This is a genomic window from Erythrobacter cryptus DSM 12079, assembly GCF_000422985.1.
GTDB classification, from domain to species: Bacteria; Pseudomonadota; Alphaproteobacteria; order Sphingomonadales; family Sphingomonadaceae; genus Erythrobacter; species Erythrobacter cryptus.
Genome location: NZ_AUHC01000012.1, coordinates 54,678 through 78,975, shown reverse-complemented (window position 1 = coordinate 78,975; position 24,298 = coordinate 54,678). Strand labels below are relative to the sequence as shown.

The 24,298-nt window shown below is 68.6% G+C and carries 24 protein-coding genes and 1 pseudogene; 8 read left to right on the top strand and 17 right to left on the bottom strand.

The genetic code is table 11. The annotated features are described in order from the left end of the window. Window positions 1–100 precede the first annotated feature (100 nt). The gene (locus G524_RS0109295) at window positions 101–904 is read left to right on the top strand and encodes an undecaprenyl-diphosphate phosphatase (protein WP_027443477.1); all 804 of its coding nucleotides are present in this window, start codon (window positions 101–103) and stop codon (window positions 902–904) included. A gap of 89 nt (window positions 905–993) precedes the next feature. Then, window positions 994–1,251: a hypothetical protein gene (locus tag G524_RS0109290; protein ID WP_027443476.1), complete on the top strand. Its 258-nt coding sequence runs from the start codon at window positions 994–996 to the stop codon at window positions 1,249–1,251. A gap of 7 nt (window positions 1,252–1,258) precedes the next feature. Here the strand turns inward: G524_RS0109290 and phhA are convergent, their stop codons facing one another. After that, window positions 1,259–2,200, bottom strand: coding sequence for a phenylalanine 4-monooxygenase (gene phhA / locus G524_RS0109285; protein ID WP_027443475.1), 942 nt, complete (start codon window positions 2,198–2,200; stop codon window positions 1,259–1,261). Between the two features lie 56 nt (window positions 2,201–2,256). On the opposite strand from phhA, the gene ppk2 reads away from it, so the two are divergent. Then, on the top strand, window positions 2,257–3,033 hold the full coding sequence (gene ppk2 / locus G524_RS0109280; protein WP_027443474.1) for a polyphosphate kinase 2: 777 nt from the start codon (window positions 2,257–2,259) through the stop codon (window positions 3,031–3,033). Here the strand turns inward: ppk2 and G524_RS0109275 are convergent. From G524_RS0109275 to G524_RS0109250, 6 genes are all read right to left on the bottom strand, one after another. Then, entirely contained in the window at window positions 3,030–3,881 is an 852-nt protein-coding gene (locus G524_RS0109275; protein ID WP_027443473.1) for an HTD2 family dehydratase, read from the bottom strand. The genes ppk2 and G524_RS0109275 overlap by 4 nt on opposite strands. A 12-nt stretch (window positions 3,882–3,893) precedes the next feature. Then, window positions 3,894–5,117, bottom strand: coding sequence for an acetyl-CoA C-acetyltransferase (locus G524_RS0109270; protein WP_425387213.1), 1,224 nt, complete (start codon window positions 5,115–5,117; stop codon window positions 3,894–3,896). Then, window positions 5,117–6,349, bottom strand: coding sequence for a CoA transferase (locus G524_RS0109265; RefSeq protein ID WP_027443471.1), 1,233 nt, complete (start codon window positions 6,347–6,349; stop codon window positions 5,117–5,119). Before G524_RS0109265 ends, G524_RS0109270 begins: the two co-directional genes overlap by 1 nt. Further along, window positions 6,342–7,544, bottom strand: coding sequence for an acyl-CoA dehydrogenase family protein (locus tag G524_RS0109260; RefSeq protein ID WP_027443470.1), 1,203 nt, complete (start codon window positions 7,542–7,544; stop codon window positions 6,342–6,344). The genes G524_RS0109265 and G524_RS0109260 overlap by 8 nt, the downstream gene beginning before the upstream one ends. A 64-nt stretch (window positions 7,545–7,608) precedes the next feature. After that, the gene (locus G524_RS16835) at window positions 7,609–7,842 is read right to left on the bottom strand and encodes a hypothetical protein (RefSeq protein WP_027443469.1); all 234 of its coding nucleotides are present in this window, start codon (window positions 7,840–7,842) and stop codon (window positions 7,609–7,611) included. 11 nt (window positions 7,843–7,853) lie between these two features. Further along, entirely contained in the window at window positions 7,854–8,138 is a 285-nt protein-coding gene (locus G524_RS0109250; RefSeq protein ID WP_027443468.1) for a hypothetical protein, read from the bottom strand. A gap of 137 nt (window positions 8,139–8,275) precedes the next feature. Between G524_RS0109250 and G524_RS0109245 the strand changes: the two genes are divergently transcribed. Beyond that, on the top strand, window positions 8,276–9,247 hold the full coding sequence (locus G524_RS0109245; protein WP_169447842.1) for a right-handed parallel beta-helix repeat-containing protein: 972 nt from the start codon (window positions 8,276–8,278) through the stop codon (window positions 9,245–9,247). On the opposite strand, the gene ribA is transcribed toward G524_RS0109245, so the two are convergent. After that, window positions 9,244–10,173 (bottom strand): GTP cyclohydrolase II, encoded by a 930-nt coding sequence (gene ribA, locus G524_RS0109240; protein WP_245561335.1) that lies wholly within the window; start codon window positions 10,171–10,173, stop codon window positions 9,244–9,246. The genes G524_RS0109245 and ribA overlap by 4 nt on opposite strands. A gap of 164 nt (window positions 10,174–10,337) precedes the next feature. Further along, a complete protein-coding gene (locus G524_RS0109235) occupies window positions 10,338–11,126 on the bottom strand; it encodes an exodeoxyribonuclease III (protein ID WP_027443465.1) in 789 nt (262 codons plus the stop codon). A gap of 105 nt (window positions 11,127–11,231) precedes the next feature. On the opposite strand from G524_RS0109235, the gene G524_RS0109230 reads away from it, so the two are divergent. Beyond that, window positions 11,232–12,701, top strand: coding sequence for an alkaline phosphatase (locus G524_RS0109230; protein ID WP_027443464.1), 1,470 nt, complete (start codon window positions 11,232–11,234; stop codon window positions 12,699–12,701). Between the two features lie 298 nt (window positions 12,702–12,999). On the opposite strand, the gene G524_RS0109225 is transcribed toward G524_RS0109230, so the two are convergent. The 5 genes from G524_RS0109225 to pabB all read right to left on the bottom strand — a co-directional run bounded on the left by G524_RS0109225 (window position 13,000) and on the right by pabB (window position 16,972). Beyond that, on the bottom strand, window positions 13,000–13,668 hold the full coding sequence (locus G524_RS0109225; RefSeq protein ID WP_051221059.1) for a LolA family protein: 669 nt from the start codon (window positions 13,666–13,668) through the stop codon (window positions 13,000–13,002). A gap of 82 nt (window positions 13,669–13,750) precedes the next feature. Beyond that, window positions 13,751–13,918 (bottom strand): 50S ribosomal protein L33, encoded by a 168-nt coding sequence (gene rpmG / locus G524_RS0109220; protein ID WP_027443462.1) that lies wholly within the window; start codon window positions 13,916–13,918, stop codon window positions 13,751–13,753. Between the two features lie 138 nt (window positions 13,919–14,056). Then, window positions 14,057–14,476 (bottom strand): alternative ribosome rescue aminoacyl-tRNA hydrolase ArfB, encoded by a 420-nt coding sequence (gene arfB / locus G524_RS0109215; RefSeq protein WP_027443461.1) that lies wholly within the window; start codon window positions 14,474–14,476, stop codon window positions 14,057–14,059. After that, complete coding sequence (locus G524_RS0109210) at window positions 14,469–15,128, bottom strand: RluA family pseudouridine synthase (protein ID WP_027443460.1); 660 nt, start codon at window positions 15,126–15,128, stop codon at window positions 14,469–14,471. Before G524_RS0109210 ends, arfB begins: the two co-directional genes overlap by 8 nt. Next, window positions 15,125–16,972, bottom strand: a complete 1,848-nt coding sequence (pabB, locus tag G524_RS0109205) for an aminodeoxychorismate synthase component I (protein ID WP_027443459.1) — start codon at window positions 16,970–16,972, stop codon at window positions 15,125–15,127. The genes G524_RS0109210 and pabB overlap by 4 nt, the downstream gene beginning before the upstream one ends. Before the next feature lie 122 nt (window positions 16,973–17,094). Between pabB and G524_RS0109200 the strand changes: the two genes are divergently transcribed. Next, complete coding sequence (locus G524_RS0109200) at window positions 17,095–18,681, top strand: helicase HerA-like domain-containing protein (RefSeq protein ID WP_027443458.1); 1,587 nt, start codon at window positions 17,095–17,097, stop codon at window positions 18,679–18,681. A gap of 109 nt (window positions 18,682–18,790) precedes the next feature. Here G524_RS0109200 and G524_RS15460 read toward each other — a convergent pair. The 3 genes and pseudogenes from G524_RS15460 to G524_RS0109185 form a co-directional block, all read right to left on the bottom strand. Next, a pseudogene (locus G524_RS15460) lies at window positions 18,791–19,176 on the bottom strand (cupin). Next, entirely contained in the window at window positions 19,173–19,553 is a 381-nt protein-coding gene (locus tag G524_RS0109190; protein ID WP_027443457.1) for a VOC family protein, read from the bottom strand. The pseudogene G524_RS15460 and the gene G524_RS0109190 overlap by 4 nt, the downstream one beginning before the upstream one ends. A gap of 168 nt (window positions 19,554–19,721) precedes the next feature. Then, window positions 19,722–21,530: an aminopeptidase P family protein gene (locus G524_RS0109185; RefSeq protein ID WP_027443456.1), complete on the bottom strand. Its 1,809-nt coding sequence runs from the start codon at window positions 21,528–21,530 to the stop codon at window positions 19,722–19,724. Window positions 21,531–21,665: 135 nt separating this feature from the next. On the opposite strand from G524_RS0109185, the gene G524_RS0109180 reads away from it, so the two are divergent. Both G524_RS0109180 and G524_RS0109175 read left to right on the top strand, forming a co-directional pair. After that, complete coding sequence (locus G524_RS0109180) at window positions 21,666–23,888, top strand: S9 family peptidase (RefSeq protein ID WP_027443455.1); 2,223 nt, start codon at window positions 21,666–21,668, stop codon at window positions 23,886–23,888. After that, window positions 23,885–24,277 carry an acyl-CoA thioesterase gene (locus G524_RS0109175; RefSeq protein WP_027443454.1) on the top strand — a complete coding sequence of 131 codons (393 nt, stop codon included), beginning with the start codon at window positions 23,885–23,887 and terminating at the stop codon, window positions 24,275–24,277. Before G524_RS0109180 ends, G524_RS0109175 begins: the two co-directional genes overlap by 4 nt. The last annotated feature ends 21 nt before the right edge of the window (window positions 24,278–24,298 follow it).

The following is a 24,298-nucleotide window of genomic DNA, read 5'->3' as shown; positions in this document are numbered from 1 at the left end:
CGCGGCGACCCAATGCACCAAGGCAGAGGCCCGCCCTTCGGATGGGGGCGGGCCTTTTCGGTTTGACAGGCGCTTGCCCCTCGTCGATGCGCTCAAGCCCATGAACGAGACCATCGCTGCGATCCTGCTCGGCATCCTTGAAGGATTGACCGAGTTCCTGCCCGTCTCCTCAACCGGGCACCTCATCCTTGCCACCGAGCTGCTGGGCTTTGACCAGCGCGCCTGGGAGGTGTTCAACATCGCCATCCAGCCGGCGGCGATCATGGCGATCGTGGTGCTCTACTGGCGCACCTTCTGGGATGTGGCGCGCGGTCTTGTCACCCGCGATCGGGGCGCCTTTGCCTTTGTGCGCAACATCCTCGTGGCCTTCCTCCCGGCGGTGCTGCTGGGCCTTGCCTTTGGCGATGTGATCGAAACCCTGCTCGGCAATGCGGTGCTGGTGTGCTGGACGCTGATCCTCGGCGGGTTTGCGATCCTGGCGATCGAGCGCTGGGCAAGGCCGCCTGCCACCGGGCCGGGGGTGGCCGGCGTGCCGCTCGGCACCGCGGTGCTGGTGGGGCTGGTGCAGTGCCTCGCCATGATCCCGGGGGTGAGCCGCTCGGGCGCCACCATCCTGGGCGCCATGGCCTTCGGGGTCGATCGCAAGACCGCGGCGGAGTTCAGCTTCTTCCTCGCGGTCCCCACGCTCGCCGGGGCAACCGTCTATCAGCTGGCCAAGCGCGGCTCGGAACTCACCGGGGATGATTTCACCCTCATCGCCATCGGCTCTGCCACCGGGTTCGTCACCGCGCTGGTGGTGGTCAAGCTGTTCGTGGCCATCGTCACCCGCATCGGCTTTGCCCCCTTTGCCTGGTATCGCATCACCATCGGCCTTCTGGGCCTTGCCTGGCTGAGCCTGCGCTGACGAGCGCATCGCCGGAACCAGCCGCGCACCCGCTGGTTGATGGAGCGCGCGCCCGCGCGCGACAAGGCTTGTTGGAGAATGTGACGCATATGGCGCTTCTGGTGCTGATCCTCTTGGGCGCAACCCTGGGCTGGCTCGCCTCGATCCTGGCCCGCACGGAAAGCCCGCGCGACATCCTGCGCCAGATCGGCCTTGGCCTCGTGGTCGCGGTGGTGGCGGGCGAGATCGCCAATCAGGGCACGGTGATCGGCAGCCTCTCGCTCCTCGGCCTCGGGGTCGCGCTCGCCGCCTGCATCGTCGCGCTGGTGCTCTACCACGCGCTTGCCCGCCGCCGCGCCGGGGCGTGAGGCGCAGCTAGACCGGCACCGCCCCGCTGCCGCGCCCGCCGCGCAGGTGGTATTCCTGCGTGCCGCGGTGGAGCACGTTGTCGACATCGATCACCGCCGCATTGGCATAGGTGAAGCCCGGGGCGAGGCTGCGGTAGAGCCGGTCGAAATCGCGCTCGACCGTCTGGCGATAGAGATCGGCAAAGCTCTCGATGACGAAATAGGTCGGCTGCAGATCGCTGATCACGTAATCGGTGCGCATCACCCGATCGACATTGAGCATGATGCGGTTGGGGCTTTGCCCTTCCACCGCAAAGCGCGCCTCGGTGGGGCCGGAGAGGATCCCGGCGCCATAGGCGCGCAGATCCGTGCCGCCCTCAAGGATCAGCCCGAACTCGACCGTGTACCAGTAGAGCGCTCCCAGCGCCTTCAAGCGGTTGTAGCGCATCGCCTTCCACCCGGCCCGGCCATATTCCTGCATGTAATCGGCATAGGTGGGATCGGTCAGCATCGGCACATGGCCGAAGACATCGTGGAACACGTCCGGCTCCTCGATGTAATCGAAGCTCTCGCGCGAGCGGATGAAGTTGCCGGCGGGAAAGCGGCGGTTGGCCAGGTGCCAGAAGAACACGTGATCGGGGATCAGCATCGGCACCGGCACCACGCGCCAGCCGGTGAGCCGGCCGAGCTGTTCGGAAAGCCGGCCGAACTCGGGCACCCCGCCGCGCCCGAGATCGAGCTTGTCGAGCCCGGCCATGAAGGCGCTGCACGCCCGCCCGGGCAGCACCTCCATCTGCCGGGCGAAAAGATCGTCCCAGATGCGGTGTTCTTCGGCTGAGTAATCGGCCTGGCGCGGCTCGAGCCAGTCCTCGCCGACATGGGCCGGGCGCCTGAGCGGCGCGGTGAAGACATCTGCCGCAAGCTCTGGCAGGGTGGCAAAATCGGGGACAGGGGGTGCGAGGGTGGCCATCTCGTTGCAGATGATACCATTCCGCGCCGGCAAGGACAAATGGGGAGGAGGCGATCATGGGCATCAGCCGCAAGGATTACGAAACCGCGCTCGCGCCGCTCAGCCTCGCGCTGGTCAGCATGGCGCGCTGGGTCAAGGCCAGCGGCGCGCGGGTGGTGGTGCTGTTCGAGGGCCGCGACACCGCGGGCAAGGGCGGGGCAATTGCCGCGGTGCGCGAGAAGCTCAACCCGCGCCAGTGCCGCACCGTGGCGCTGGCCAAGCCCACCGAGACCGAGGCCGGGCAATGGTATTTCCAGCGCTATGTCGCCCACCTGCCGACGCGGGGCGAGATCGTGCTGTTCGACCGATCATGGTACAACCGCGCCGGGGTGGAACGGGTGATGGGCTATGCCAGCCCGCAAGAGGTCGAAGCCTTCCTGGCCGCGGTGCCGGTGTTTGAAAGGCTGCTGGTCGATGACGGCATCCTGCTGTTCAAATACTGGCTGGCGACCGATCAGGCCGAGCAGGAGGCGCGGCTGCGCGAGCGGCTCGAAGACCCGCTCAAGCGCTGGAAATTGTCACCGATCGATCTTGCCGCGCGCGAACGCTACGATGCCTATACCGCAGCGCGCGAGGCGATGCTGGCCGCCACCCACACCCCCCATGCCCCCTGGACGATCGTCGATTTCAACGATCAGCGCCGCGGGCGGCTGACGCTGATCAACGATCTGCTCGCCCGCATCCCCGATACCCACGAAGAGCCCGAGCCGATCGCCTTTCCCCCGCTCGGCCGCGCGCCGGTGAAGGAGAGCTATGGCGTGCTCCAGCCGATCCCCGATTATCCCATCGGCTAGAGCGCCGCGCTGGCCGCGGTGATCTGCCGTCCGTCCGCGGCAAAGGCGGCAAGTTCGTAGCCTTCTTCGCCCTTTCGCATCACCAGATGCAGCGCTTCGCCCGCAATCGCCGGGGAAAGGCCGCGAAAGGCAAAGCTGCGCAGGCGGTTGTCGCCCACCACGCTTGCCGCGAGGTGCAGCAGCAGGCTGGCGGTGAGCGGGCCGTGCACCACGAGGCCGCGATAACGCTCCACCCCTTGTGCATAGGGGGCATCGTAATGGATGCGGTGGGTGTTGAAGGTGAGCGCGGAATAGCGGAACAGCAGCCGGGCATCGGGCACCAGGCAGCGGTGCGCGTCCCAGCCATCGGGGGCAAAACGGCCCTCCCCCGGCGGCGGCGGGCTGAGCGGCGCATCGGGCGCGGCGGCCTCGCGATAGACCAGCGTCTGGGTCTCGCGCACCGCCGCGGTGCCATTGGCAAGGGTGGTGTGCTCGACATCGACAAAGGCAAGCCGCCCGCTGCTGCCCTCCTTCTCGCGGATCGCTGCCACCCGGCTGACCCGCTCGATCACCGCACCGATCGCGATCGGGGCAAGGAAGTGGATGGTCGAAGCGGCCCACATCCGCCGCGGCAACGGCACCGGGGGAAGGAAGCTTTGGGGGCTGTCATCGCGCCGCGGGTGGCCATCCTCGCCGAGCAAGGCGGTGGGCACTTCGGGGTTGCACAGGCAAAAGTGGATGCCCTGCGGCATCAGCCGCGTCTTGGGGTGGGGATGATCGAAGGTGGCGAGCCAGCGCGCCGCCAGCGCCTCGCCCAGCTGGTCCTTGGCGCGGCTCTCGCGCCCGATCCAGGCGGCAAAATCGTCCATCGCCCCTCCCCTTCAGCGCGCCAGTTCGAACACCGCGGCGATCCCCTGCCCGCCGCCGATGCACATGGTCTCCAGCCCATAGCGCACGGAGCGCCGGCGCATTTCATGGGCCATGTCGGCAAGGATGCGCCCGCCGGTCGCCCCGATCGGGTGGCCAAGGCTGATGCCGGAACCATTGACGTTGAGGATCTCCAGGCGCGAATCATCCTCGCTCCAGCCCCAGCCCTTGAGCACGGCGAGCACCTGGGGGGCAAAGGCCTCGTTGAGTTCGACAAGGCCGATATCATCCCAGCCCAGCCCGCAGCGGGCAAACAGGCGCTCGACCGCCGGCACCGGGCCGATGCCCATGCGCGCCGGATCGCAGCCCGCCGCCGCCCAGCCGCCAAACCACAGCATTGGCTCAAGCCCCAGTTCGGCGAGCTTTTCCTCGGCCACCACCAGACAGGCAGCGGCGGCATCGTTTTGCTGGCTGGCATTGCCGGCAGTGACGATCGCCTGCGGATCGCGCTTGAGATCGATCGGAGCGAGCTTGCCCAGGGTCTCCATCGAGGCATCGGGGCGATAGCCCTCGTCATGGTCGAAGATCACCGGCTCGCCCTTGCGGCTCGGGATCGCCACCGGCACGAGCTGTTCGGCAAAGCGGCCTTCGGCCCAGGCGCGCGCGGCGTTCTGGTGGCTGCGCACGGCATAGGCGTCGGCCGCCTCGCGGGTGATGGCGTAATCCTTGGCGAGGTTTTCGGCGGTCTCGATCATCCCGGTGATGATGCCGAAGCGTGCGATCGGCTGGCTCATCAGCCGCCCGCGGGTGAGCCGGTCGTGCAGCGTCATCTCGCCCATCCGCACCCCGCGGCGCAGATCGGTGGTGTAGTGCTCGACATTGGACATGCTCTCGACCCCGCCGGCGACCACCACGTCAGCGGTGCCGGTGGCCACCATCATCGCCGCGGTGGCGACCGCCTGCACCCCCGAGCCGCAGCGCCGATCGAGCTGGAAGCCCGGCACCTCGAGCGGCAGGCCGGCCGCGAGCCAGCTCCAGTGCCCGATCGCGGGGGCCTCGCCATTGCCATAGCCCTGGCTGAAGACGACATCATCGACCCGCGCCGGATCGATCCGAGATCGTTCGATCAGGGCCTTGAGGATCACCGCGCCAAGCTCGCCCGCGGTCAGGCTCGCCAGCCCGCCCATGAATTTGCCCACCGGCGTGCGCAGCGGGGTGCAGATGGCAACGCGCCTCATCATTTTGCATCCTTGTCTGAAAGGGCGACGATCCCGGCATCGACGAGCCTCCCGATCTCGCCCGAGGACAGCCCCAGCCTTTCGGCCAGCACTTCCTCGGAATGTTCGCCGAGATAGGGGGCCGGGGCCGGATCGCCCGCGGCCTGACCGGGCAGATTGGCAAAGGAACGGGTGGCCGGATAGGCAAAGCCGCTGGGATTGGCGGGCGACGGGCCGAACAGCGGATTGCCCGCCACCAGCACCGGATCGTTGGCGGCCTCGAAGGCGGTGCGATAGCGCTCGTAGGTGCAGCCCTCGGCGGCCATGCGCGCCTCGAGCACCTGATAGTCCATCGCCCCCGCGGCCTGCTGGAACAGCGCGAACAGCGCCGCGCGGTGGACAAAGCGCGGGGTATCGCCCTCGGCAAAGCGCACGCCCAGCTCGGCCTCGAGCGCGGCGATCGCCTCCTCGAGCGCAAAGGCCCTCACCAGCCCGTGCCACTGCTTGGGGGTGAGCGCGGCGACCATGAAGCGCACCCCATCGCGGCTGCAAAAATCACGCCCGAAGGCGCCCCAGATGGCATTGCCGAGCCGCTCGCGATTCCCCCCGCGATAGAGCACCTCGGCAAGCAGGCCGGCATTGGCCATGGTGCCGATCGCGACATCGCCGAGCGGCAGGCGCACCTCGCTGCCCTCGCCGGTGCGGTCGCGGTGGTGGAGCGCGGCGAGCAGGGCAAAGGCGCCATAGGCCCCGGTGATGAAATCCCACGCCGGGAGCACCTGGTTGACGGGCGGGGCGCTGGACGGGTCCCAGTCTTCCGGGCCGGTCATCAGCGGATAGCCGGTGGCGGCATTGACGGTGAAATCCATCGCCTGGCGGCCATCGTGCCAGCCCATGATGCGCAGCGACACCATGTCGGCCCGCCGCGCCTGCATCGCCTTGTGGCTGAGGAAGCTTGCTTCGGGCAGGTTGGTGATGCACTGGCCGACCTTGGCCGCCAGTTCCACCAGAAGCTCGCGCCCCTCGGGGGATTGCAGATCGAGCGCCAGCGATTTCTTGGCGCGATTGAGGTTCTCCCACGAGAGCGAGCGGCCCTCGCGGGTGAGCATGTAACGGTTGTAATCGAGCCCGCCGGCCTTGTGATCGACCCGGATCACCTCGGCGCCCATCTGCGCGCAATAAAGCCCCGCGGTGGGCGAGGCGACGAAGCTCGAGACCTCGACGATCGCAAGGTCGGCCAGCAGCCTATACATTGGCGCTCCACGCGCGCAGCATGTGCTTGGCGATCTGGAGCTGGAGAATCTGGGTCGTGCCCTCGTAGATGCGGTAGATGCGCGCATCGCGGTAGAAGCGCTCGGCCTCGTATTCGGCGAGGTAGCCCGCCCCGCCATAGATCTGCACCACCCGGTCCACCACGCGGCCGCACATCTCGCTGGCGAAGACCTTGAAGGCCGCAGCCTTGACGAGGATGTTCTCGCCCGCATCGGCTCTTGCGGTGACATCCTTCATCATGCTTTCGGCGGCATAGATCTCGATCTCGCTGTCGGCGAGCATCTGCTGGATCAGCTGGAAATTGGCGATCGGCTCGCCAAAGGCCTTGCGCTCATTGGCATAGCGCAGGGCGGAATCGAGCGCGCGGCGGGCATAGCCGGTGGCCGCCGCGCCCACCGAGATGCGGCCATTGTCGAGGCTTTTCATCGCAAAGACGAAGCCCTTGCCGGTCTCTCCGCCGAGCAGGGCCTCGCCGGGCAGGCGCACGTCTTCAAGGATGATGTCGCCGATATGGCTGCCGGCCTGGCCCATCTTCTTATCGGGGCTGCCGCGCGAGACGCCGGGGGTGTCCATCGGCACGATGAAGGCCGAGACATGGGCGTTCTTGGGCAGCGGCTCCTTGCTGGTACGCGCCATGATGAGCGCAACATCGGCATAAGGCGCATTGGTGATATAGCGCTTGGTGCCATTGAGCACCCAGCCATTGCCATCCGGTGCGGGCACGGCGGTGGTCTGCATCGCCGCCGAATCGCTGCCCGATCCCGGCTCGGTGAGGCCAAAGCAGGCGATCTTGCCGGCGGCGATCTGCGGGAACCATTCGGCCTTCTGGGCCTCGGTGGCGCCGTTCTTGAGCGCGCTCGCGAACATCCCGACATTGATCGAGAAGATCGAGCGATAGGCCGGGGCGGCATAGGCCATGATTTGCACCACCCGGGCATATTGGCTGATGCTCAGCCCCGCCCCGCCATATTCGACCGGGACGGTCAGGCCAAACAGGCCCATCTCGCGCATCTCGGCAAGGATGTCGTCGGGCACCTTGTCCTCGGCGATCACCCGCGCCTCGGCCGGGATCAGCCTTTCGCGGACATAGCGGGTGAGCTGCTCGGCGAATTGTTCGAAACTGTCCGCATCCATCCCGGGATTGGCGGGCGCGGCGAGCGTGGCAGGGGCGTTCATGGGGGCGGTGATCCTCGGGCTTGACAAGAGCAGGTGAAGGCGGGCGCGCCAGCCGGCTGCGGGCCTATTGGCCTGGTGCGGCGCGGCTGTCGCCTGGCGATTGCGCGGGGGCGGCCTCGGGCGGCAGGGCTTCGCGCGGCAGGCGGCGCTGATCGAGCATTTCGGCCGCTTCCTCGAGCACCCTGGCCTCGCCCGGGCTGACTTCGCCCGGCCCGCGCGCCTCTGGCGCCTCGCAGGCGGCAAGCAGCGCCGCGCTGCCAAGCAGCAGGGCAAGGCCGGCAAGGCGCGCGCGGGCCATGGCGGGGCGGCCTACTGGTCCGCGGCCTCGCCTGCCGCAGCGGCGGCCTCAGCCGCGACATTGGCGGCGGCCTCGCCCGCATCCTCGGCGCTCGCCGCGGTTGGCGCGGGCGCAGGGGCATCGGTGGCGCTGGCGGTGGGATCGGCCACCGGCTCCTCGCTCACTCCCGAAAGCGCCTCATCGGCGGGCATCTCGACCGTGTCGGCGCTGGCCTCGGTCGCGGCGTCATCGGCGCTGCCGCAAGCGGCCAGCAGCAGCACGCCTGCAAGCGGGGCGAAGGGGGCAATTCGGCGCATGAGGTCTCTCTCCTTCCGCGATCTCTCCTATGACGCGCGCGGTTTAGCCAAGCCGAAGGCCACCCGCCAAGTGCCAAATGGGCACAGCGGCCAAGCCCGCGCTGGCGGCATGCCCCGGCGATGGTATCCTTGCCGGCATGATGAGCCCCCTGCCCCGCCTCACCCGCCACGCGCGCGCTGGCACCGCGCTTGCCGCCTTGATCGCCACCTTCGGCGCCGCGCTCCACGCCCAGCCGGTGCCGGATGCCTTCACCATCATCGAGACCGGCGAGCGCTTTGCCACGCTGCAGGCCGCGGTCGATGCAGTGGGGTCTGGCCGCGCCACCATCCGCATCGCCCCGGGCACCTATCGCCAATGCGCGGTGCAGGAACAGGGGGTGATCACCTATGCCGCCGATACCCCCGGCACGGTGATCTTCCACGGCCGCTCGTGCGAGGGCAAGGCGGCGCTGGTGCTGCGCGGCATCGCCGCCGAGGTGCGCGGGCTGACCTTCACCAACCTTGCTGTGGAAGATGGCAATGGCGCGGGCATCCGGCTCGAGCGCGGCAATCTCAACATCGCCCATGCGCGCTTCCAGAACAGCCAGCAGGGCATCCTCACCGCTGATGATCCTTCTGGCCGCATCTTCATTACCCGTTCGACCTTTTCCGGGCTTGGCACCTGCGAACATTCGGCGGGCTGCGCGCATTCGCTCTATGTCGGCAATTATGGCGCGCTCACCGTGCGCGAGAGCCGCTTCGAGCGCGGCACCGGGGGCCACTATCTCAAGGCCCGCGCGCGCACGGTGACGATCGAGAACAACAGCTTCGATGATTCGGGCGGCAGGGCCACCAATTACATGATCGATCTGCCCGCCGGCAGCATCGGGCGGATCGCCGGCAACTGGTTCATCCAGGGGCGCGACAAGGAGAACTATTCGGCCTTCATCGCGCTGGGTGCCGAAGACCTGCTCCACCCTTCCGACGGGCTCGAGGTGGTGGACAACGAGGCCCGCTTCGTCCCCGGCATCCAGCGCCAGAGCACCTTCCTGGCTGATTGGACCGCCAGCCGCATCGTCATGCGCGGCAACCGCCTTGCTGAGGGCTTGCGGCAATACCAGCAGCGCTAGAGCAGCAGGTGGCCCGAGCGGTCGCGCTTGGTTGCCAGATAGCGGGCATTGTGCGGGTTTTCCGGGAGCTGGTGCGGCACCCGTTCGGCCACCCGGATCCCCGCCGCCGCGAGCGCGGCGACCTTGGCCGGGTTGTTGGTGAGCAGGCGGATTTCGCCCGCCCCCAGAAGCTGCAGCATCCGCGCCGCCACCGGAAAATCGCGCGCCTCATCGGGCAGGCCGAGGCGCTGGTTGGCCTCGAGCGTGTCAAAACCCTGATCCTGCAGGCGATAGGCGCGCAGCTTGTTGATGAGGCCGATCCCGCGCCCCTCCTGGCGCAGATAGAGCAGCACGCCCCAGCCGCCGTTCGCGCGCGCCTCGTGCGCCATGGCGTGGAGCGCGGCATCGAGCTGGGGGCCGCAATCGCATTTGAGGCTGCCGAGGATATCGCCGGTGAGGCACTCCGAATGGAGCCGCACCAGCGGCGCGCGATCGCCGCGCTGCTGGCCGATGATGAGCGCGACATGCTCGCGCAGATCGGCGCTTGAACGGAAGGCGACGATCTCGGCCTCCTCGCTCGCGGCGATTGGCAGGCGCGCGCGGGTGATGATGCGCAAGGCCCCGGCCTCGGCATAGGCGGCAAGGTCAGCCGCGGCAAAGGGCACCGGCTCGCCCGCCTCTGCCGGATCGACGAGGAAGGCGGGCAGGATCCCGGCGATGCGCGCAAGATCGAGCACCGCGGCGGCCTCATCGGCCCATTCGAGCGGCAGGGCCTTGAACGGGCCCTTGAAGGGATGGCCAAGATCAAGCGCGGGATCGGCGATCGGCAGTGCCTCGGCAAGGGTGAAATCCGCAGCTCCCGCAATCAGCACCGGGGCATGGGGGGCGGCGGCCTCGCGCTGGTTGGCGAGCCTCAGCGTCGCCGCGCGCGCGGCCGAGATCAGCATCCGCGGCGCGCGTGCGCCGGGGGCGGCGGCGGTTTCGACCGGCAGCAGGGTGATCGTCCCTGCGCCTGCGCTGGCGAGCGCGAGCGGCCAGCCGTGGCGCAGGGCATCGACCGCCTGGGCGGCGCGGCGCGCGGGCGAGGCCGGCGGTGGGGGCGGGGGCGCGCTCAGAGATCAAGCTCCGTGATCAGCGGGACATGATCGGAAGGCTGCTCCCAGGCGCGCGCCTCCTCGATCACCCGGTGCGCGCGCGCCTGCCCGGCGAGCGCGGGCGAGGCCCACATGTGATCGAGCCGCCGCCCCTTGTCGTTCTCACGCCAGCCGGGATTGCGGTAGCTCCACCAGGAATAGTAGCGCTGCGGCGCGGGGATATGGGTGCGCCCGAGATCGACCCAGCCATGGGCATCCCGCAGGCGGGCGAGGGTTTCGACCTCGATCGGGGTGTGGCTCACCACCTTGAGCAATTGCTTGTGGCTCCACACGTCGCATTCAAGCGGGGCGATGTTGAAATCGCCGACCAGCAGCGTCGGGCGGTCGAGCCTCTCGGCCCAGCGGGTCATGCGGCCGAGGAAATCGAGCTTCTGGCCGAACTTGGGATTGAGCGCGCGGTCGGGCACATCGCCCCCGGCGGGGACATAGACATTTTCCAGCCACACATCGCGCCCCACCACCTCGACGCCGATGTGGCGCGCCTCGCCATTGGCCTGCCAATCGTGGCGGGCGGCCTCGCGGATCGGCACGCGGGCAAGCGTTGCCACCCCGTGATAGCCCTTCTGCCCGCTCACCACCTGGTGGACATAGCCGAGCGCCGCGAGCGCCTCGGCGGGAAAGAGGTGGCTCTCGCACTTGATCTCCTGCAGGCACAGGATGTCGGGCGCGTGGGAGCGCAGGAAATGTTCAACAAGGCCCAGCCGCAGGCGGACCGAATTGATGTTCCAGGTGGCGATGCTGAGCATGGCGCGAGCACTTAGGGGGCTTGGGGCGATCTTTCCACCTTTCACTTTATTGACGCAATTGGAGCGGATAGGGCGTCGAGGCGCCTGCCAAGGGAGAATCTTGCCATGCCCCGCCGCCTCATTGCCGCGCTGCTGCTTGCCACAAGCGCTCTCATCGCCCCTGCCGCCCCGGTGCTTGCCGAAGGTGCCGCCGCCCCGGCTGCGGCCACCCCCGAAGCCCGGCCCGAACGGCCGCGGGCGAAGAACGTGATCCTGTTCATCGGCGATGGCATGGGCATTTCCACCATCACCGCGGCGCGCATCTATGACGGGCAGAAGCGCGGCGAGAGCGGCGAGGAGAACAGCCTGAGCTTTGAACGCTTCGGCAATGTCGCGCTGGTCAAGACCTACAACACCAATGCCCAGGTGCCCGACAGCGCCGGCACCGCGAGCGCGATGAACACCGGGGTCAAGACCCGCATCGGCGTGCTCGGCATCGGGCCGGAGGCGGAAAAGGGCGTGTGCCGCGATGCGCTTGCCCATCCGCTGCCGCTGCTCGGCGAGGAGGTCAAGCGCCGCGGCCTCGCGCTCGGGATCGTCACCACCACCCGCCTCACCCATGCGACGCCCGCGGCGGTCTATGCCCGCAGCGCCGATCGCGACTGGGAGAGCGACACTGCCATTCCCGCCGACCAGCGCGGGCTGGGCTGCAAGGATATCGCCGTCCAGCTCGCCGAGGCCGAATTCGATGTTGCGCTCGGCGGCGGGGCGGCGGTGATGTATGGCAAGGACAAGGACCCGGCCGGACGCCGGGGCGAGGCCGGGGCCGATCTGCCCGGCGCCTGGGCGGCCCGCCGCGGCGGGGTGGTGGTGCGCGATGCCGCCGCGCTTCAGGCCGCACCGCTCGACAAGCCTCTGCTCGGCCTGTTCCACCCCAGCCACATGAGCTTCATGGCCGAGCGCAAGCCCGATTCGCCCGAGCCGACCCTGACCGATATGGCCGCCGCGGCGATCGCGCGGCTCGAGCGCGATCCCGATGGCTTCTTCCTGATGGTCGAAGGCGGGCGGATCGATCATGCCCACCACGCCGGGCAGGCGGGCTATGCGCTGGAAGAGACGGTGGAGTTTGCCCGCGCGGTGCAATGGGCGGTGGAGCACACCGATCCGGCCGAGACGCTGATCCTCGTCACCGCCGATCACAGCCATGTCTTCACCATCGCCGGCTATCCGCGGCGCGGCAACGACATCCTCGGCCTGGTGGTGCCGCCCAAGGGCACCGGCGAGGATGGCGGGGATGGCGCCTCGCCGCTGCTCGCCGCCGACGGCAAGCCCTATGCCACGCTGGGCTATGCCAATGGCCCGGGGGCGATTGTCGGCGATGCGGATGGCGATGGCGATGGCGAACATGGCCGCCCGCTGCCGATGACCGGGCTGGCCGCGCGCCAGCAGGCCACCGTGCCGCTCGCCAGCGAGACCCACGGGGGCGAGGACGTGGCGCTGTTTGCCACCGGCCCGGGGGCCGAGGCGGTGCGCGGGGTGATCGAGCAGAACCTCATCCACACCATCATCCGCAAGGCGCTGGGCTGGGCCGAATAGGCCGGCGGCGCGGGCTGGCGGCGCGGGAGCGCGCGGCGCGCCCGCCGGTCGCTCCCCTGCCGCCCAGCAAAAAACCCTCGACCCGGGGGCGATGGGTCGAGGGTTTCCGTGGAGCGTTCGTCACGCTTGTGCAAGGCAGGCCCTTCAGGAAGGGTGGGCAACAGGGGGGGAAACCGCCCTTCGGCCCGCCTTGTTGCGAATGATTAGCCGCTGGAGGCTTTCATTCAGATGAACGCGGATCGATTCCTGTCGTTTCCATACAACCGTTCGTCGATGGCAGCGCGCGCATCTGCCCGGTTCAACCGGGGCGGCGAGGGGTGCGGCGCGGATCGCGGAAGGTGAAGGTGGCATCATCCACCGCCACCCCATAGCGCTGGTTTGACAGCTGCACCCGGGTGCGGTTGTTCTGGGCATCGAGCGCCACCCAATGGGTGAGCTGCAAGCCGCCGGGCGCGGCCGGATTGCGCACGAAGATGAGGTTGATCATCCCGAATTCGGGCTTCTTGGGATCGCGCACCTCGACGCTCAGCACATCGGGATTGCCGGTGGGCACCAGCTTGCCATAGCGCTTGACGTCCTTGTCGGGATCGAACAGCGCCCCGAGCGGCGAATTGCCGATCGGCCAGCGTTCCACCTGGTTCACCTCGTAATCGACGACATAGAGCGACTTGCCGTTGGAGACGACGAGGAAATCGGCATCCTTGCCATAGTCGAAGCGGATCTTGCCCGGGCGCTTGAGCGTCATCACCCCGCGCAGGGTGTTGCCCTGGCGGTCGGTCTGGGTGAAGTCGGCCCGCATGGTGGTGATCGCGCGCAGCGCGGCCACCACGCGGTCAAGATCGCCCTGCGCCTGGGCAGCAGCGGGCGGGGTGAGCGGGGCGGCAGGCGCGGGGGAAAGCCCGAGCGCGAGCACCCCGGCGCCAAGGCTGACGAGCGCCAAGCGGGCGGTGCGGGAAATCGTGATCATGCCCCGGTCGGTAGGGCGGCGGGCTTGAACTGTCGATGAATTTGTGCGCCCGCCCCCGGCACTGGCAGGCGCGCGCGAAGCCTTACTTGATCTTGGCTTCCTTGAACTCGACATGCTTGCGCGCCACCGGATCATACTTGCGGAAGCTCAGCTTCTCGGTGATGTTGCGCGGGTTCTTCTTGGTCACATAGAAGAAGCCGGTGCCCTCGCTCGAGACGAGGCGGATCTTGACGGTGGTGGGCTTCGCCATGGCGGGTTCCTGTCAACTGGATCGGCCCGGCGCTTGCGGTTCGCAGGGCGTGAAAAGCAAAGCGCGGCGCGCCCGGATGGCCCGGCCCGCCGCACACGGGGCGCCATTGGGCGATTCACCGGGAAAAGTCAAGGCGGCTCACCAGTCCGCCGCGCTCGGCCGCCCGCGTCCGGCCTTCACCGCGCCGCGCGCCTTCTTGGCCTTGAGCCGCTCGGTCTTGCCCACGCGGTTGAGCCGCGTCCTGGCCCGCCGCCTCGGCTGACGCGCGGCCGCCTCGAGCAGCGCGGCAAGCTTGGCGCGGGCATCCGCCCGGTTGGCGTCCTGGGTGCGGTGGGCCCTGGAGGTGATGATGAGATCGCCATTGCCCGCAAGCTTCGATCCCGCCAGCGCCCTGAGCCGCGCCAGCACCGGCGGGCCAAGGCCGAGGGCAAACACATTGACGCGCAGTTCGACCTCGGTTGCCACCTTGTTTGCGTTCTGCCCGCCGGGGCCGGAACCGGCGAGAAAGCTCTCGCGCGCCAGCCGCAGAGCGCGGTCGATCAGCGGTTCCTCATCCATCCTTCGCCCCTAGCGCGAGGAAATCCGCGGGCAGCGGCGCGCGCGCGGCAATCGGGGGCTTGCCCGAGCGCGTGACGGTGAGGCTCTCGGCATGGAGCATGGTGCGGCGCGCGCCGGCAACCGGCCCGGCGCCATAGATGGGATCGCCCAAGAGCGGCGCGCCGAGGCCCTTCAAGGCATGGATGCGCAGCTGGTGGGTGCGCCCGGTTTCGGGGCGCAGGCGGATGAGCGCATGGGGGCCGAGCGTCTCCACCAGCTCCCAATGCGTGACCGCCGGCTTGCCGCGCCGCGCCGCGATCATCCGCCAGCCCTTGTCTGCCGAACTGATCTTGGCCAGCGCCAGCGCGATCGTGCCGCTGCGGCCCGGCGGATGGCCGGCAAGGATGGCAAGATAGGTCTTGTCCACCTGCCGCGCTTCAAACGCGCGGGAAAGCCGCGCGAGCGCCTTGGGATTGCGCGCCAGCAGGAGGCAGCCCGAGGTATCGGTGTCGAGCCGGTGCACCGCCGCCGGGCGGCGCTGGAAGCCCAGGCGCAGGGCATCAAGGTGATCCTCGAGGCTCGGCCCGCCGCGGCGCGGGGGGCTGATCGGCAGGCCGGCGGGCTTGTCGATCACCAGCGCCTCGCCATCCTCGAACAGGATCGGCAGGCTCACACCAGCACCGCGCGCATCAGCCCGCGCAGGGCATTGCCGATGAAAAAGCCGCTCTCGAGATCGGCCAGGGTGAGCGCCGCCTCGCGCGCCCGGCCCTCGCCCAGCAAGTGGCCGCGCAGCACCCCGGGCAGAAGGCCAAGGCTTGCCGGCGGGGTGAGGAGCACGCCGTCCGACCCTTGGGCAAACAGGCTCGTCCAGCTGCCTTCGGTCACCAGCCCATCGCCGCGCACCAGCAGCGCCTCATCCGCCCCCAGCAGCCGCGCCGCGGCCAGCGCGTCTTCGTAAAAGCCGCGCTCGCTGGTCTTGTGGGCAAGGCGCCAATCGCCCGGATCGAGCGGATGGGGCAGCGCCGCCACGCGCACCGGCTCGGTGAGCGGCGCGGGCAGCGGCCCGGTCTCGATCGTCACCGCGCCGCTGCGCGCCAGCAGCAGGCGCACCATCGCCGGGGCCTCGAGTTCGAAGCACAGCGCCTGGATCTGGTTGCGCAGGGCGTGGCGATCGAAGGCAAAGCCGAGCGCGGCGGCGCTCGCCTTCATCCGCGCCAGATGCGCCTCGAGCAGGGCGATGCCGTGCTCGGGCGCAAAGCGCATGGTCTCGATGAGATCGAAGGCCGGAGCGCTGTGCTCAGGCCCGGCGCGGCGGACAAAGCCGGCCTTGACCTCGCATTCGCGCCGCTCGGCCATGGCTTCGCTGTCGGCCACCACCGCCGAGCCGACCCCGAGCACCGCCCGGCCCTGGCCGTTCTCGATCGGGGTCAGGCGCAAGGTGCGGATGGCGACGTTGAAGGCGGCGCGGGAGAGGCCGGCTTCGTCGGGCGCATCGATCCGCCCGATCGCCCCGCAATAGGCCCCGCGGGCATCACGCTCGGCCTGCACGAGCAGTTCCATCGCCCTGATCTTGGGCGCGCCGGTGATCGAGCCGCAGGGAAACAGCGCCTTGACCAGATCCATTGCCCCGCGCCCGGGGGCAAGGCGCGCGCGCACGGTGGAGACCATCTGGTGCACGGTGGGATAGGTCTCGATGGCAAAGGGGGCTTCCACCACGACGCTGCCCGGCTCGGCCACGCGGGCAAGATCGTTGCGCATGAGATCGACGATCATGAGGTTCTCGGCCCGGTCCTTGGCCGAGGCGGCAAGCTCGGCAGCCATGGCGGCATCGGCCTCGGGCGCGGCGGCAGGATCGGCCGGGCGCGGGCGGGTGCCCTTCATCGGCTTGACCTTCACCCCATCGCCCTGAAGCGCAAAGAACAACTCGGGCGAGAAGCTCAAGAGCCAATGCGCCCCGTCGAACACCAGCCCGCCATAGCCCGCCCCGGCGGCGGCGCGCAGCGCGGCATAGATCGCCAGCGGATCGCCGCGGAAGCTGCCGGCCAGGGCATAGGTGAGATTGGCCTGATAGATATCGCCCGCGTGGATCGCCGCCTTCAGCGCGGCAAAGGCCTCACCATAGCCCCCGGGGGAAAGCTGCGGGGTGAGCGGGCCGATGCTGCCCGGCCCGCCGGCGCGCGCGGCGAGGAAGGCGGGCACCTCGGGCGCGGGGATCGCGCGCGGCGCGGCAAAGAGGCCGAGCCACACCAGCGGCCCGGCCGCCCCGGCGCGCGCCGCGGCGAGCGGGGCAAGCCGCGGCTCGAGCGCGAGGCCCGCCTCATAGGCGATGTAACCGGCGAGCGCCGCTGCGGCCCCGGCCCCGCGGAGCGCCGCCTCGGCCGCGGCGAGCACGGCTTCCACTTCCTCAGGATGGCTGGCGCGGAACACCTCTGTCGGCGCTTCATAAAGCAAGGCATCGGCCGCCGCCGAAGCGGGGCGGGCATCGTCGAGCAGCACGAAAGGCGCGGAGTGACCCATGGCGCCAAGCCTTGGCCCAAAGCCGCGCCGCTGTCGAGAACTTGACCGCGCCGCCCGCCTCCTGCCACACCGGCGCCAAGGGGCCGAACCGGCCACACAACCGACCACATCAGGGGGCGCGCATGGGTGACAGCGAGACCGCGATCTATCTCGGGCTGGGCGGCAATGGCGAGCGGCAGATGCTCAGCCTCGCCCGGGCCAACCGCCACGGGCTGATCGCCGGGGCGACCGGCACCGGCAAGACGGTGACGCTCCAGAGCATTGCCGAAAGCTTTTCCGCCGCCGGGGTGCCGGTGTTCGTCGCTGATGTGAAGGGCGATCTTTCGGGCATCGCCATGCCCGGCTCGCCCAGCTTCAAGCACGCCGCCAGCCTCGAGGCGCGGGCCAAGGAGCTGGGCATCACCGATTATGCCTATGCCGACAATCCGGTGATCTTCTGGGATCTGTTCGGCCAGCAGGGCCACCCGATCCGCACCACGGTGTCCGAGATGGGCCCGCTGCTGCTCGCCCGCCTGCTCGATCTCAACGAGACCCAGGAAGGCGTGCTCCAGATCATCTTCCGCCACGCCGATGACAACGGGCTGTTGCTGCTCGATTTTGCCGATCTCCAGGCGCTGCTGCAATGGGCGAGCGAAAATGCCGCGGCGCTTTCGGGCAAGTATGGCAATGTCACCAAGCCCTCGGTCGGCTCGATCCAGCGCCAGCTGTTGAGTTTCGAGGCGCAAGGGGCGGGCAATTTCTTCGGCGAGCCCGCGCTCGAGATCGACGATTTCCTCAAATGCGATGATCAGGGCCGCGGCTATATCAACGTGCTGGCGGCCGACCAGCTGATGGAGAGCCCCAAGCTCTATGCCACCTTCCTGCTGTGGCTGCTTGCCGAACTGTTTGAAAGCCTGCCCGAGGTTGGCGATCCGGAAAAGCCGCGCCTGGTGTTCTTTTTCGATGAGGCGCACCTCTTGTTCGACGATCCGCCCAAGGCGCTGATGGACACGATCGAGCGGGTGGTGCGGCTGATCCGTTCCAAGGGGGTGGGGGTCTATTTCGTCACCCAGAACCCGATCGACATCCCCGAGCGCATCGCCGGCCAGCTCGGCAACCGGGTGCAGCACGCGCTGCGCGCCTTCACCCCGCGCGACCAGCGGGCGATCAAGGCCGCGGCAGAAACCTTCCGCATCAACCCCGATCTTGATGTCGCCACCGCGATCACCGAGCTCAAGGTGGGCGAGGCGCTGGTCTCGACGCTCGATGAAAAGGGCGCGCCCACGATCGTGCAGCGCACCCTGATCAAGCCGCCGCGCTCGCGCCTCGGGCCGGTGACCCCCAAGGAGCGCGCGATCATCCAGTCGGTAAGCCCGCTCGCCGGCAAGTATGACACGCGGGTCGACCGCGAGAGCGCCGCCGAGGTGCTCGCCGCCAAGGCCGCCGATGCCGCGGCCACCGCTGCCGAGGTCGAGGAACAGGGCGAGGAAGCGGTGCGCGCGCGGGCGCGGCGCAGCCCGGGGCTATGGGAAAAGGCGCTGAGCCAGGGGGCCAAGGTGGCGCTTGGCGGCGCGGCGGCGGTGGCGGCAGGCAAGATCACCGGCAAGAAGTCGCGCGCCAATCCGGTGGCCTCGGGCGTCACCTCGGTGGCCGGCTCGATCGCCAGCGATCTGGCCGGGCCGATCGTCGGGCGCTTCGTGCGCAACCTCATCGGCGGGCTGATGCGCTAGGGCGCCCGGGGCGCGGGCGCGCCCTGCCGGGGGGCGATGTTTCACGTGAAACATGCGCCTGAACGGCAAAGCAGCGGCAAAGGTACGTCAAAGCAACGCCAAAGCAGCGTCAAAGCGCCGCAGAAGGCGCGCCAAGCGCGTCAGATGATCTCGGGCGGTGCCGGGTCCCCGCACCGGCGGTGATGAAGATCGCGGTCGCGCTCGCAGCAATATCGGCGGTGTGCCAGACGCCCGCCGGATTGATCAAATATTCTCCTCCAGCACCATCGCGCCATGGGTGCAGATCACCACTTCATCGCCCGCAGGGTGCATCTCCCAGGATGCCCAGTCCTGCGTGAAGGTGTATTGCGAAACCAGCCGCCCCTCGGCCCCGTCCCCGGCATGGCGCGCCGTGTAGGCATCATACCAGGCCATGCCATCAAAGGGGGGCTGAGCCTCGGCCCTGGCGCCGCGCCCGAGATGGACGAAGCATTGTTCGAGCCGCAGCGCGTTCATGGCCGCGCCACCATGCAAAAGGCATTGAGCTTGTTGCCATCCGGATCGCGGAAATAGCCGGCATAGAAGCCCTCGTCCCCGCGCGGGCCGGGGGCGCCTTCGCAGGTGCCGCCATGGGCGAGCGCGGTGGCGTGGAGCGCATGGACATCTTCCGGCGTCTTGACCTCGAGCGCCACCATCACCCCGTTGCCCACGCTCGCCGGCTGGCCGTCAAACGGCAAGGTCGCGGCGATCCCCGGCGCCCCGCCCCATGCGCCCCAGGCGATGAAGCTGCCCGCCTCGATCATCCGCCCCACGCCGAAATGGGCGGCGATCGCATCATAGAAGGCCGCCGCGCGCGGCAGATCATTGGTGCCAAGGGTGACATAGCCGATCATTGATGCGCCTCCCACGCGACTCGATGGATAAGAACATTACATGAACATCGGCGAGCGAGCAAGGCGCCTCCCCCTCCGCCGTGCGCTGGGGCCGGGGCGGGCACGGTGGGCGCGCAGGTGGAACACCCATCCCCAGCCCTTCGCGTGAGGGGCAAGGGCCTGGGTTAATCACAACGGCGCGGTCTCGCGCTCCAGCCAGGCAAGATCGTCGCCGGCAAGCCGCGGGCCGAGCACCTCGCGCACCTTGGCGTGATAGGCATCGAGCCAGGCCACTTCCTCGGCGGTCATCAGGCCCTTGTCGATCAGCTTTCGGTCGATCGGCACGAAGGTGAGCGTCTCGAAGCCGAGCCAGCGGCCTTGCGCCCCGGGAATCGCGCGTTCCTCCACCAGCACCAGGTTCTCGATGCGGATGCCGTAGTGGCCCTGCTGGTAATAGCCCGGCTCGTTGGAAAGGATCATGCCGGCAAACAGCTCCTGCCCGGTGCCCGCCTGCCCGCCGCCGGGCTTGGCGATGCGCTGCGGGCCTTCGTGCACCGAAAGGAAGCTGCCCACCCCGTGGCCGGTGCCGTGGGCATAATCGCACCCCGCCTCCCACAGGAACTGGCGGGCAAGAATATCGAGCTGACCCCCGCAGGTGCCTTGCGGAAACACCGCCCGGGCAAGCTGGATATGGCCCTTGAGCACCCGGGTGAAGCGATCGCGCTGTTCGGGCGAGGGCGCGCCCGGCCCGATCCACACGGTGCGCGTGACATCGGTGGTGCCGCCGGGATATTGCCCCCCTGAATCAACGAGATAGATCGATGAAGGGGGGATCGGGATGTTGCTTTGCCGATCCACCTTGTAATGCGGCAGCGCGGCGTGGGGGCCGGCCGCGGAGATGGTGTCGAAGGACAGATCGACAAGGCCCGGGTCTTCGCGCCGGAAAGCCTCGAGCCGCGCCGCGGCGGCGAGCTCATCGACCCCGCCCCCCGGCGCCTCGGCTTCGAGCCAGCGCAGGAAGCGCACCAGAGCCGCCCCGTCGCGCGCCTGCGCCTCGCGCTGGCCCTGCTGTTCGACCGGGTTCTTGATCGCCTTGGCGAGAATTGTGGGATCGGTCTTGAACGCGACCTGCGCGCCCCCCGCCGCGAGCGCCTGGGCGATCGCCGCGACCGAGAAATCGGGATCGAGCGCGACGCGCTTGCCCGCAAGTTCCCGGGCAAGCGCGGGGGCAAATTCGGCGCGGTCGCGGATCCTCACCGCATTGCCGAGATGGCGCGCAAGTGCGGGGGTGACCTTCTCGGGCGCGATGAACAGTTCCGCGCTGCCATCCTTGTGGGCAATGACATAGGCGAGCGCCACCGGGGTGTGGGCCACGTCGCTCCCGCGGATGTTGAGCAGCCAGGCGATCGCATCGAGCGCGGTGATCACCAGCGCATCATCGCCCGCGCCTGCCAGCCACGCGGCGATGGCGGCGCGCTTTTCGGCGCTGGTGCGCCCCGCGAGCGCTACGTCATAGGGCAGCGCCGGGGCGGCAGAAGGGGCGGGCCGATCGGCCCACACCGCATCGATGGGGTTGCCTTCGGTTGCCACCAGTTCGATGCCCTTTTGGGCCAGCGCTGCGGCAAGATCGGCGGCCCAGCGCGCGGTGTGGAGCCAGGGATCATAGCCGATCCGCGCCCCGGGCGCGCACACTTCGGCGAGCCAGCCCGCCAGGCTGTCGGCGGGGATGTTCTTGTAATCGAACAGCTCGCCCGCCACCTGTGCGCGCACCTGCACGGTGTAGCGCCCATCGACGAAGATCGCCGCGCGGCCCTGCGTCACCGCGGCAAAGCCGGCCGAGCCGCCAAAGCCGGTGAGCCAGGCGAGGCGCTGGGCATATTCGCCGACATATTCGCTCATGTGCTCATCACTGATCGGCACAATGAAGCCTTCAAGGCCGCGGCGCGCCAGTTCGGCGCGCAGGGCAGCAAGGCGGGCTTCGTGGGGGTGCATCAGCATGGTCTTGATCCTTCGGAATTGCGCCGGGGCCTTGTGCTGCACTGCCGGGACACTAGAAGCCGCATCATAGGCCCTCGCCGCGCGTCTTTCCACCCGCGGCGCTGCTGCCGGGCCGCCAACGAGGAATTGCCCGTGATGATGCGATCTGCCAGCGCCCTTGCCCTTGCCGCGGCGCTTGCCGCCACCAGTCTTGCGCCTGCCGCCGCGCTTGCCACGTCCAGAGAGGATCAAACCCGCGTGACCACGTCTTCCGCCCCTGCCAAGACCGAGATCAAGCCCCCCGTCGCCGCGAAGAAGCCGCACAGCTACACCGTGCACGGGATCACCGTCGAAGACCCTTACGACTGGCTCTATGACAAGTCCTACCCCAAGGTGGACGATCCCGAGGTGCTCGCCCATCTCGAGGCCGAAAACGCCTATTTCGAGGCGCAGATGGCAGCCCAGGCGCCCTTCATCGAGGCGCTGTTTGCCGAGATGCGCTCGCGTATCAAGGAAGATGATTCCACCGTGCCGCAGAAGGATGGCGACTATCTCTACTGGTCCGAGTTCGAGGAAGGCGCGCAATACCGGAAGCACTATCGCCGGCCCGTGGGGGGGGGCGAGCCGCAGCTGCTGCTCGATGAGAACGAACTGGCCGAGGGCCACGAATATTTCCGCCTTGGCGCGGCCTCGGTGAGCGAGAACGGGCGCTATCTCGCCTACTCGGTCGATACCGATGGCTCGGAACGCTACACCGCGCGGATCAAGGACTTGCAGACCGGCGCCCTGCTGCCCGACATCATCCCCAACCTGCGCAGCGACCTTGTGTGGGTGAAGAACGACACCGCGCTCGTCTATGGCCCCTCGACCGAGGAGTGGCGCACGCTCGAGGCGAAGATGCACGTGATCGGCACCCCGATCGAGGCGGACGTCACGCTCTACAAGGAGGAGGACCAGAGCTTCGGCGTCAGCGCCGGCCTTTCCGCGCAGAAGGACTGGCTGATCATCTCGACCGGCGACAACGAGACCAGCGAGGTGCGCCTCGTGCCTGCCACCGATCCCAGCGCCGCGCCGATCCTGGTGAGGCCGCGGCACAAGGGGGTGGAATACAGCGTCGATGTGCGCGATGGCGAAGTGTGGGTGCTCACCAATGATGATCACATCAATTTCCGCCTCGCCAAGGCGCCGCTGACCCAGCCGGGCGCATGGGAGACGGTGATCGCCGGATCGAACGACTTCTATCTCACCGATTTCCAGCTCTTTGCCGATTTCTTCGTCACCGAGGGGCGGCGCCAGGGCCTCGACCAGATCGAGCTGCGCCGCTACACCGATCCGAACACGCCCACCCCGATCGCCTTTCCCGAGCCGAGCTACACCGCCGGGCTTTCGAACAACCCCGAATACGCGGTGAGCACGCTCAGGCTCGCCTATCAGTCGATGGTGACCCCGGCGACGGTCTATGATTACGAGGTGGCGAGCGGCAAGCTCATCACCTTGAAGACGCAGGAAATCCCGAGCGGCTATGATCCCTCGCTCTATGTTTCCGAGCGCATCACCATCGAGGCGCGCGATGGCACGCTGGTGCCGGTGAGCATCCTGATGCGCCGGGATCGGGCGGAGATCCTGAAAAAGGCCGGGATCGAGGGGCCGGGCCCGCTCCACCTCTATGCCTATGGTGCCTATGGCTATGCCGTGCCGCCGGGCTTTTCGACCACGCGCCTCAGCCTCGTCGATCGCGGCTTTGCCTATGCCATCGCCCATATCCGCGGCGGCGACGATCTCGGGCGGCGCTGGTATCTTCAGGGCAAGCTCTTTGCCCGGCGCAACACCTTCAACGATTTCGTCGATGCGGGCCGCGGCCTCATCGCCCGGGGCTATACGGCAGAAGGGATGGTGACGGCGAGCGGCGGTTCGGCCGGCGGCGAGCTGATGGGGGCGGTGATCAACCAGGATCCCAGGCAATATGGCGCGGTGGTGGCGCACGTGCCCTTCGTTGACGTGGTCAACACCATGCTCAACGAGAAACTCCCCTTGACCCCAGGCGAGTGGCAGGAATGGGGCAACCCGATCCTCGACAAGGAGGCCTTTGCCTACATGCTCTCCTATTCGCCCTATGATCAGGTGAGCGCCAAGGCCTATCCGCCGCTGCTGGTGACCGCGGGGCTCAACGATCCGCGCGTCACCTATTGGGAACCGGCCAAGTGGGTGGCGAAACTGCGCGAACTCAAGACCGACGACAACCTCTTGCTCTTGAAGACCAACATGGGCGCAGGCCACGGCGGGCAATCGGGCCGCTGGAACAGCCTCAAGGAGACGGCAGAGGAATTCGCCTTCATCCTCTGGCAGATGGGGATGGCGCCGAAAGCCGAGGGCGAGTGAGGCGCTTTGCCCGCACCTTCGTGGCCGAGCCGCAGCACATCGACGCGCTCGGCCACGTCAACAACACGGTGTGGGTGCAGTGGATTCAGGACATGGCCACCGCCCACTGGGACGCAGCGGCGCGGCCCGAGGATCGCGCGGCGTTCTTCTGGGTGGTGGTGCGCCACGAGATCGACTACCGAGGCAATGTCGGCCTCGGCGAGAGCGTGCGGGCCGAAACCTGGATCGAAGGCCCCGCGCAAGGAGCCAAGTCGCTGCGCCGGGTGGAGTTTGCCGATGCAGGCGGCAGGCGCCTCGTCAGCGCCGCGACCACCTGGGCGATGCTTGATCGCGCCACCGGGCGGCTGGCGCGGGTGCGGCCCGAAGTGCTCGCGCCGTTCCTCGATTGAAGGGCGCAGTCTCCCCCTCCC

Bases quoted from the DNA above. Each gene is read 5' to 3' on its own strand.
- G524_RS0109295 (WP_027443477.1), top strand. From the start codon at position 101: ATGAACGAGACCATCGCTGCGATCCTGCTCGGCATCCTTGAAGGATTG.
- G524_RS0109290 (WP_027443476.1), top strand. From the start codon at position 994: ATGGCGCTTCTGGTGCTGATCCTCTTGGGCGCAACCCTGGGCTGGCTC.
- phhA (WP_027443475.1), bottom strand. From the start codon at position 2,200: ATGGCCACCCTCGCACCCCCTGTCCCCGATTTTGCCACCCTGCCAGAG.
- ppk2 (WP_027443474.1), top strand. From the start codon at position 2,257: ATGGGCATCAGCCGCAAGGATTACGAAACCGCGCTCGCGCCGCTCAGC.
- G524_RS0109275 (WP_027443473.1), bottom strand. From the start codon at position 3,881: ATGGACGATTTTGCCGCCTGGATCGGGCGCGAGAGCCGCGCCAAGGAC.
- G524_RS0109270 (WP_425387213.1), bottom strand. From the start codon at position 5,117: ATGAGGCGCGTTGCCATCTGCACCCCGCTGCGCACGCCGGTGGGCAAA.
- G524_RS0109265 (WP_027443471.1), bottom strand. From the start codon at position 6,349: ATGTATAGGCTGCTGGCCGACCTTGCGATCGTCGAGGTCTCGAGCTTC.
- G524_RS0109260 (WP_027443470.1), bottom strand. From the start codon at position 7,544: ATGAACGCCCCTGCCACGCTCGCCGCGCCCGCCAATCCCGGGATGGAT.
- G524_RS16835 (WP_027443469.1), bottom strand. From the start codon at position 7,842: ATGGCCCGCGCGCGCCTTGCCGGCCTTGCCCTGCTGCTTGGCAGCGCG.
- G524_RS0109250 (WP_027443468.1), bottom strand. From the start codon at position 8,138: ATGCGCCGAATTGCCCCCTTCGCCCCGCTTGCAGGCGTGCTGCTGCTG.
- G524_RS0109245 (WP_169447842.1), top strand. From the start codon at position 8,276: ATGATGAGCCCCCTGCCCCGCCTCACCCGCCACGCGCGCGCTGGCACC.
- ribA (WP_245561335.1), bottom strand. From the start codon at position 10,173: ATGCTGATCTCGGCCGCGCGCGCGGCGACGCTGAGGCTCGCCAACCAG.
- G524_RS0109235 (WP_027443465.1), bottom strand. From the start codon at position 11,126: ATGCTCAGCATCGCCACCTGGAACATCAATTCGGTCCGCCTGCGGCTG.
- G524_RS0109230 (WP_027443464.1), top strand. From the start codon at position 11,232: ATGCCCCGCCGCCTCATTGCCGCGCTGCTGCTTGCCACAAGCGCTCTC.
- G524_RS0109225 (WP_051221059.1), bottom strand. From the start codon at position 13,668: ATGATCACGATTTCCCGCACCGCCCGCTTGGCGCTCGTCAGCCTTGGC.
- rpmG (WP_027443462.1), bottom strand. From the start codon at position 13,918: ATGGCGAAGCCCACCACCGTCAAGATCCGCCTCGTCTCGAGCGAGGGC.
- arfB (WP_027443461.1), bottom strand. From the start codon at position 14,476: ATGGATGAGGAACCGCTGATCGACCGCGCTCTGCGGCTGGCGCGCGAG.
- pabB (WP_027443459.1), bottom strand. From the start codon at position 16,972: ATGGGTCACTCCGCGCCTTTCGTGCTGCTCGACGATGCCCGCCCCGCT.
- G524_RS0109200 (WP_027443458.1), top strand. From the start codon at position 17,095: ATGGGTGACAGCGAGACCGCGATCTATCTCGGGCTGGGCGGCAATGGC.
- G524_RS0109190 (WP_027443457.1), bottom strand. From the start codon at position 19,553: ATGATCGGCTATGTCACCCTTGGCACCAATGATCTGCCGCGCGCGGCG.
- G524_RS0109185 (WP_027443456.1), bottom strand. From the start codon at position 21,530: ATGCTGATGCACCCCCACGAAGCCCGCCTTGCTGCCCTGCGCGCCGAA.
- G524_RS0109180 (WP_027443455.1), top strand. From the start codon at position 21,666: ATGATGCGATCTGCCAGCGCCCTTGCCCTTGCCGCGGCGCTTGCCGCC.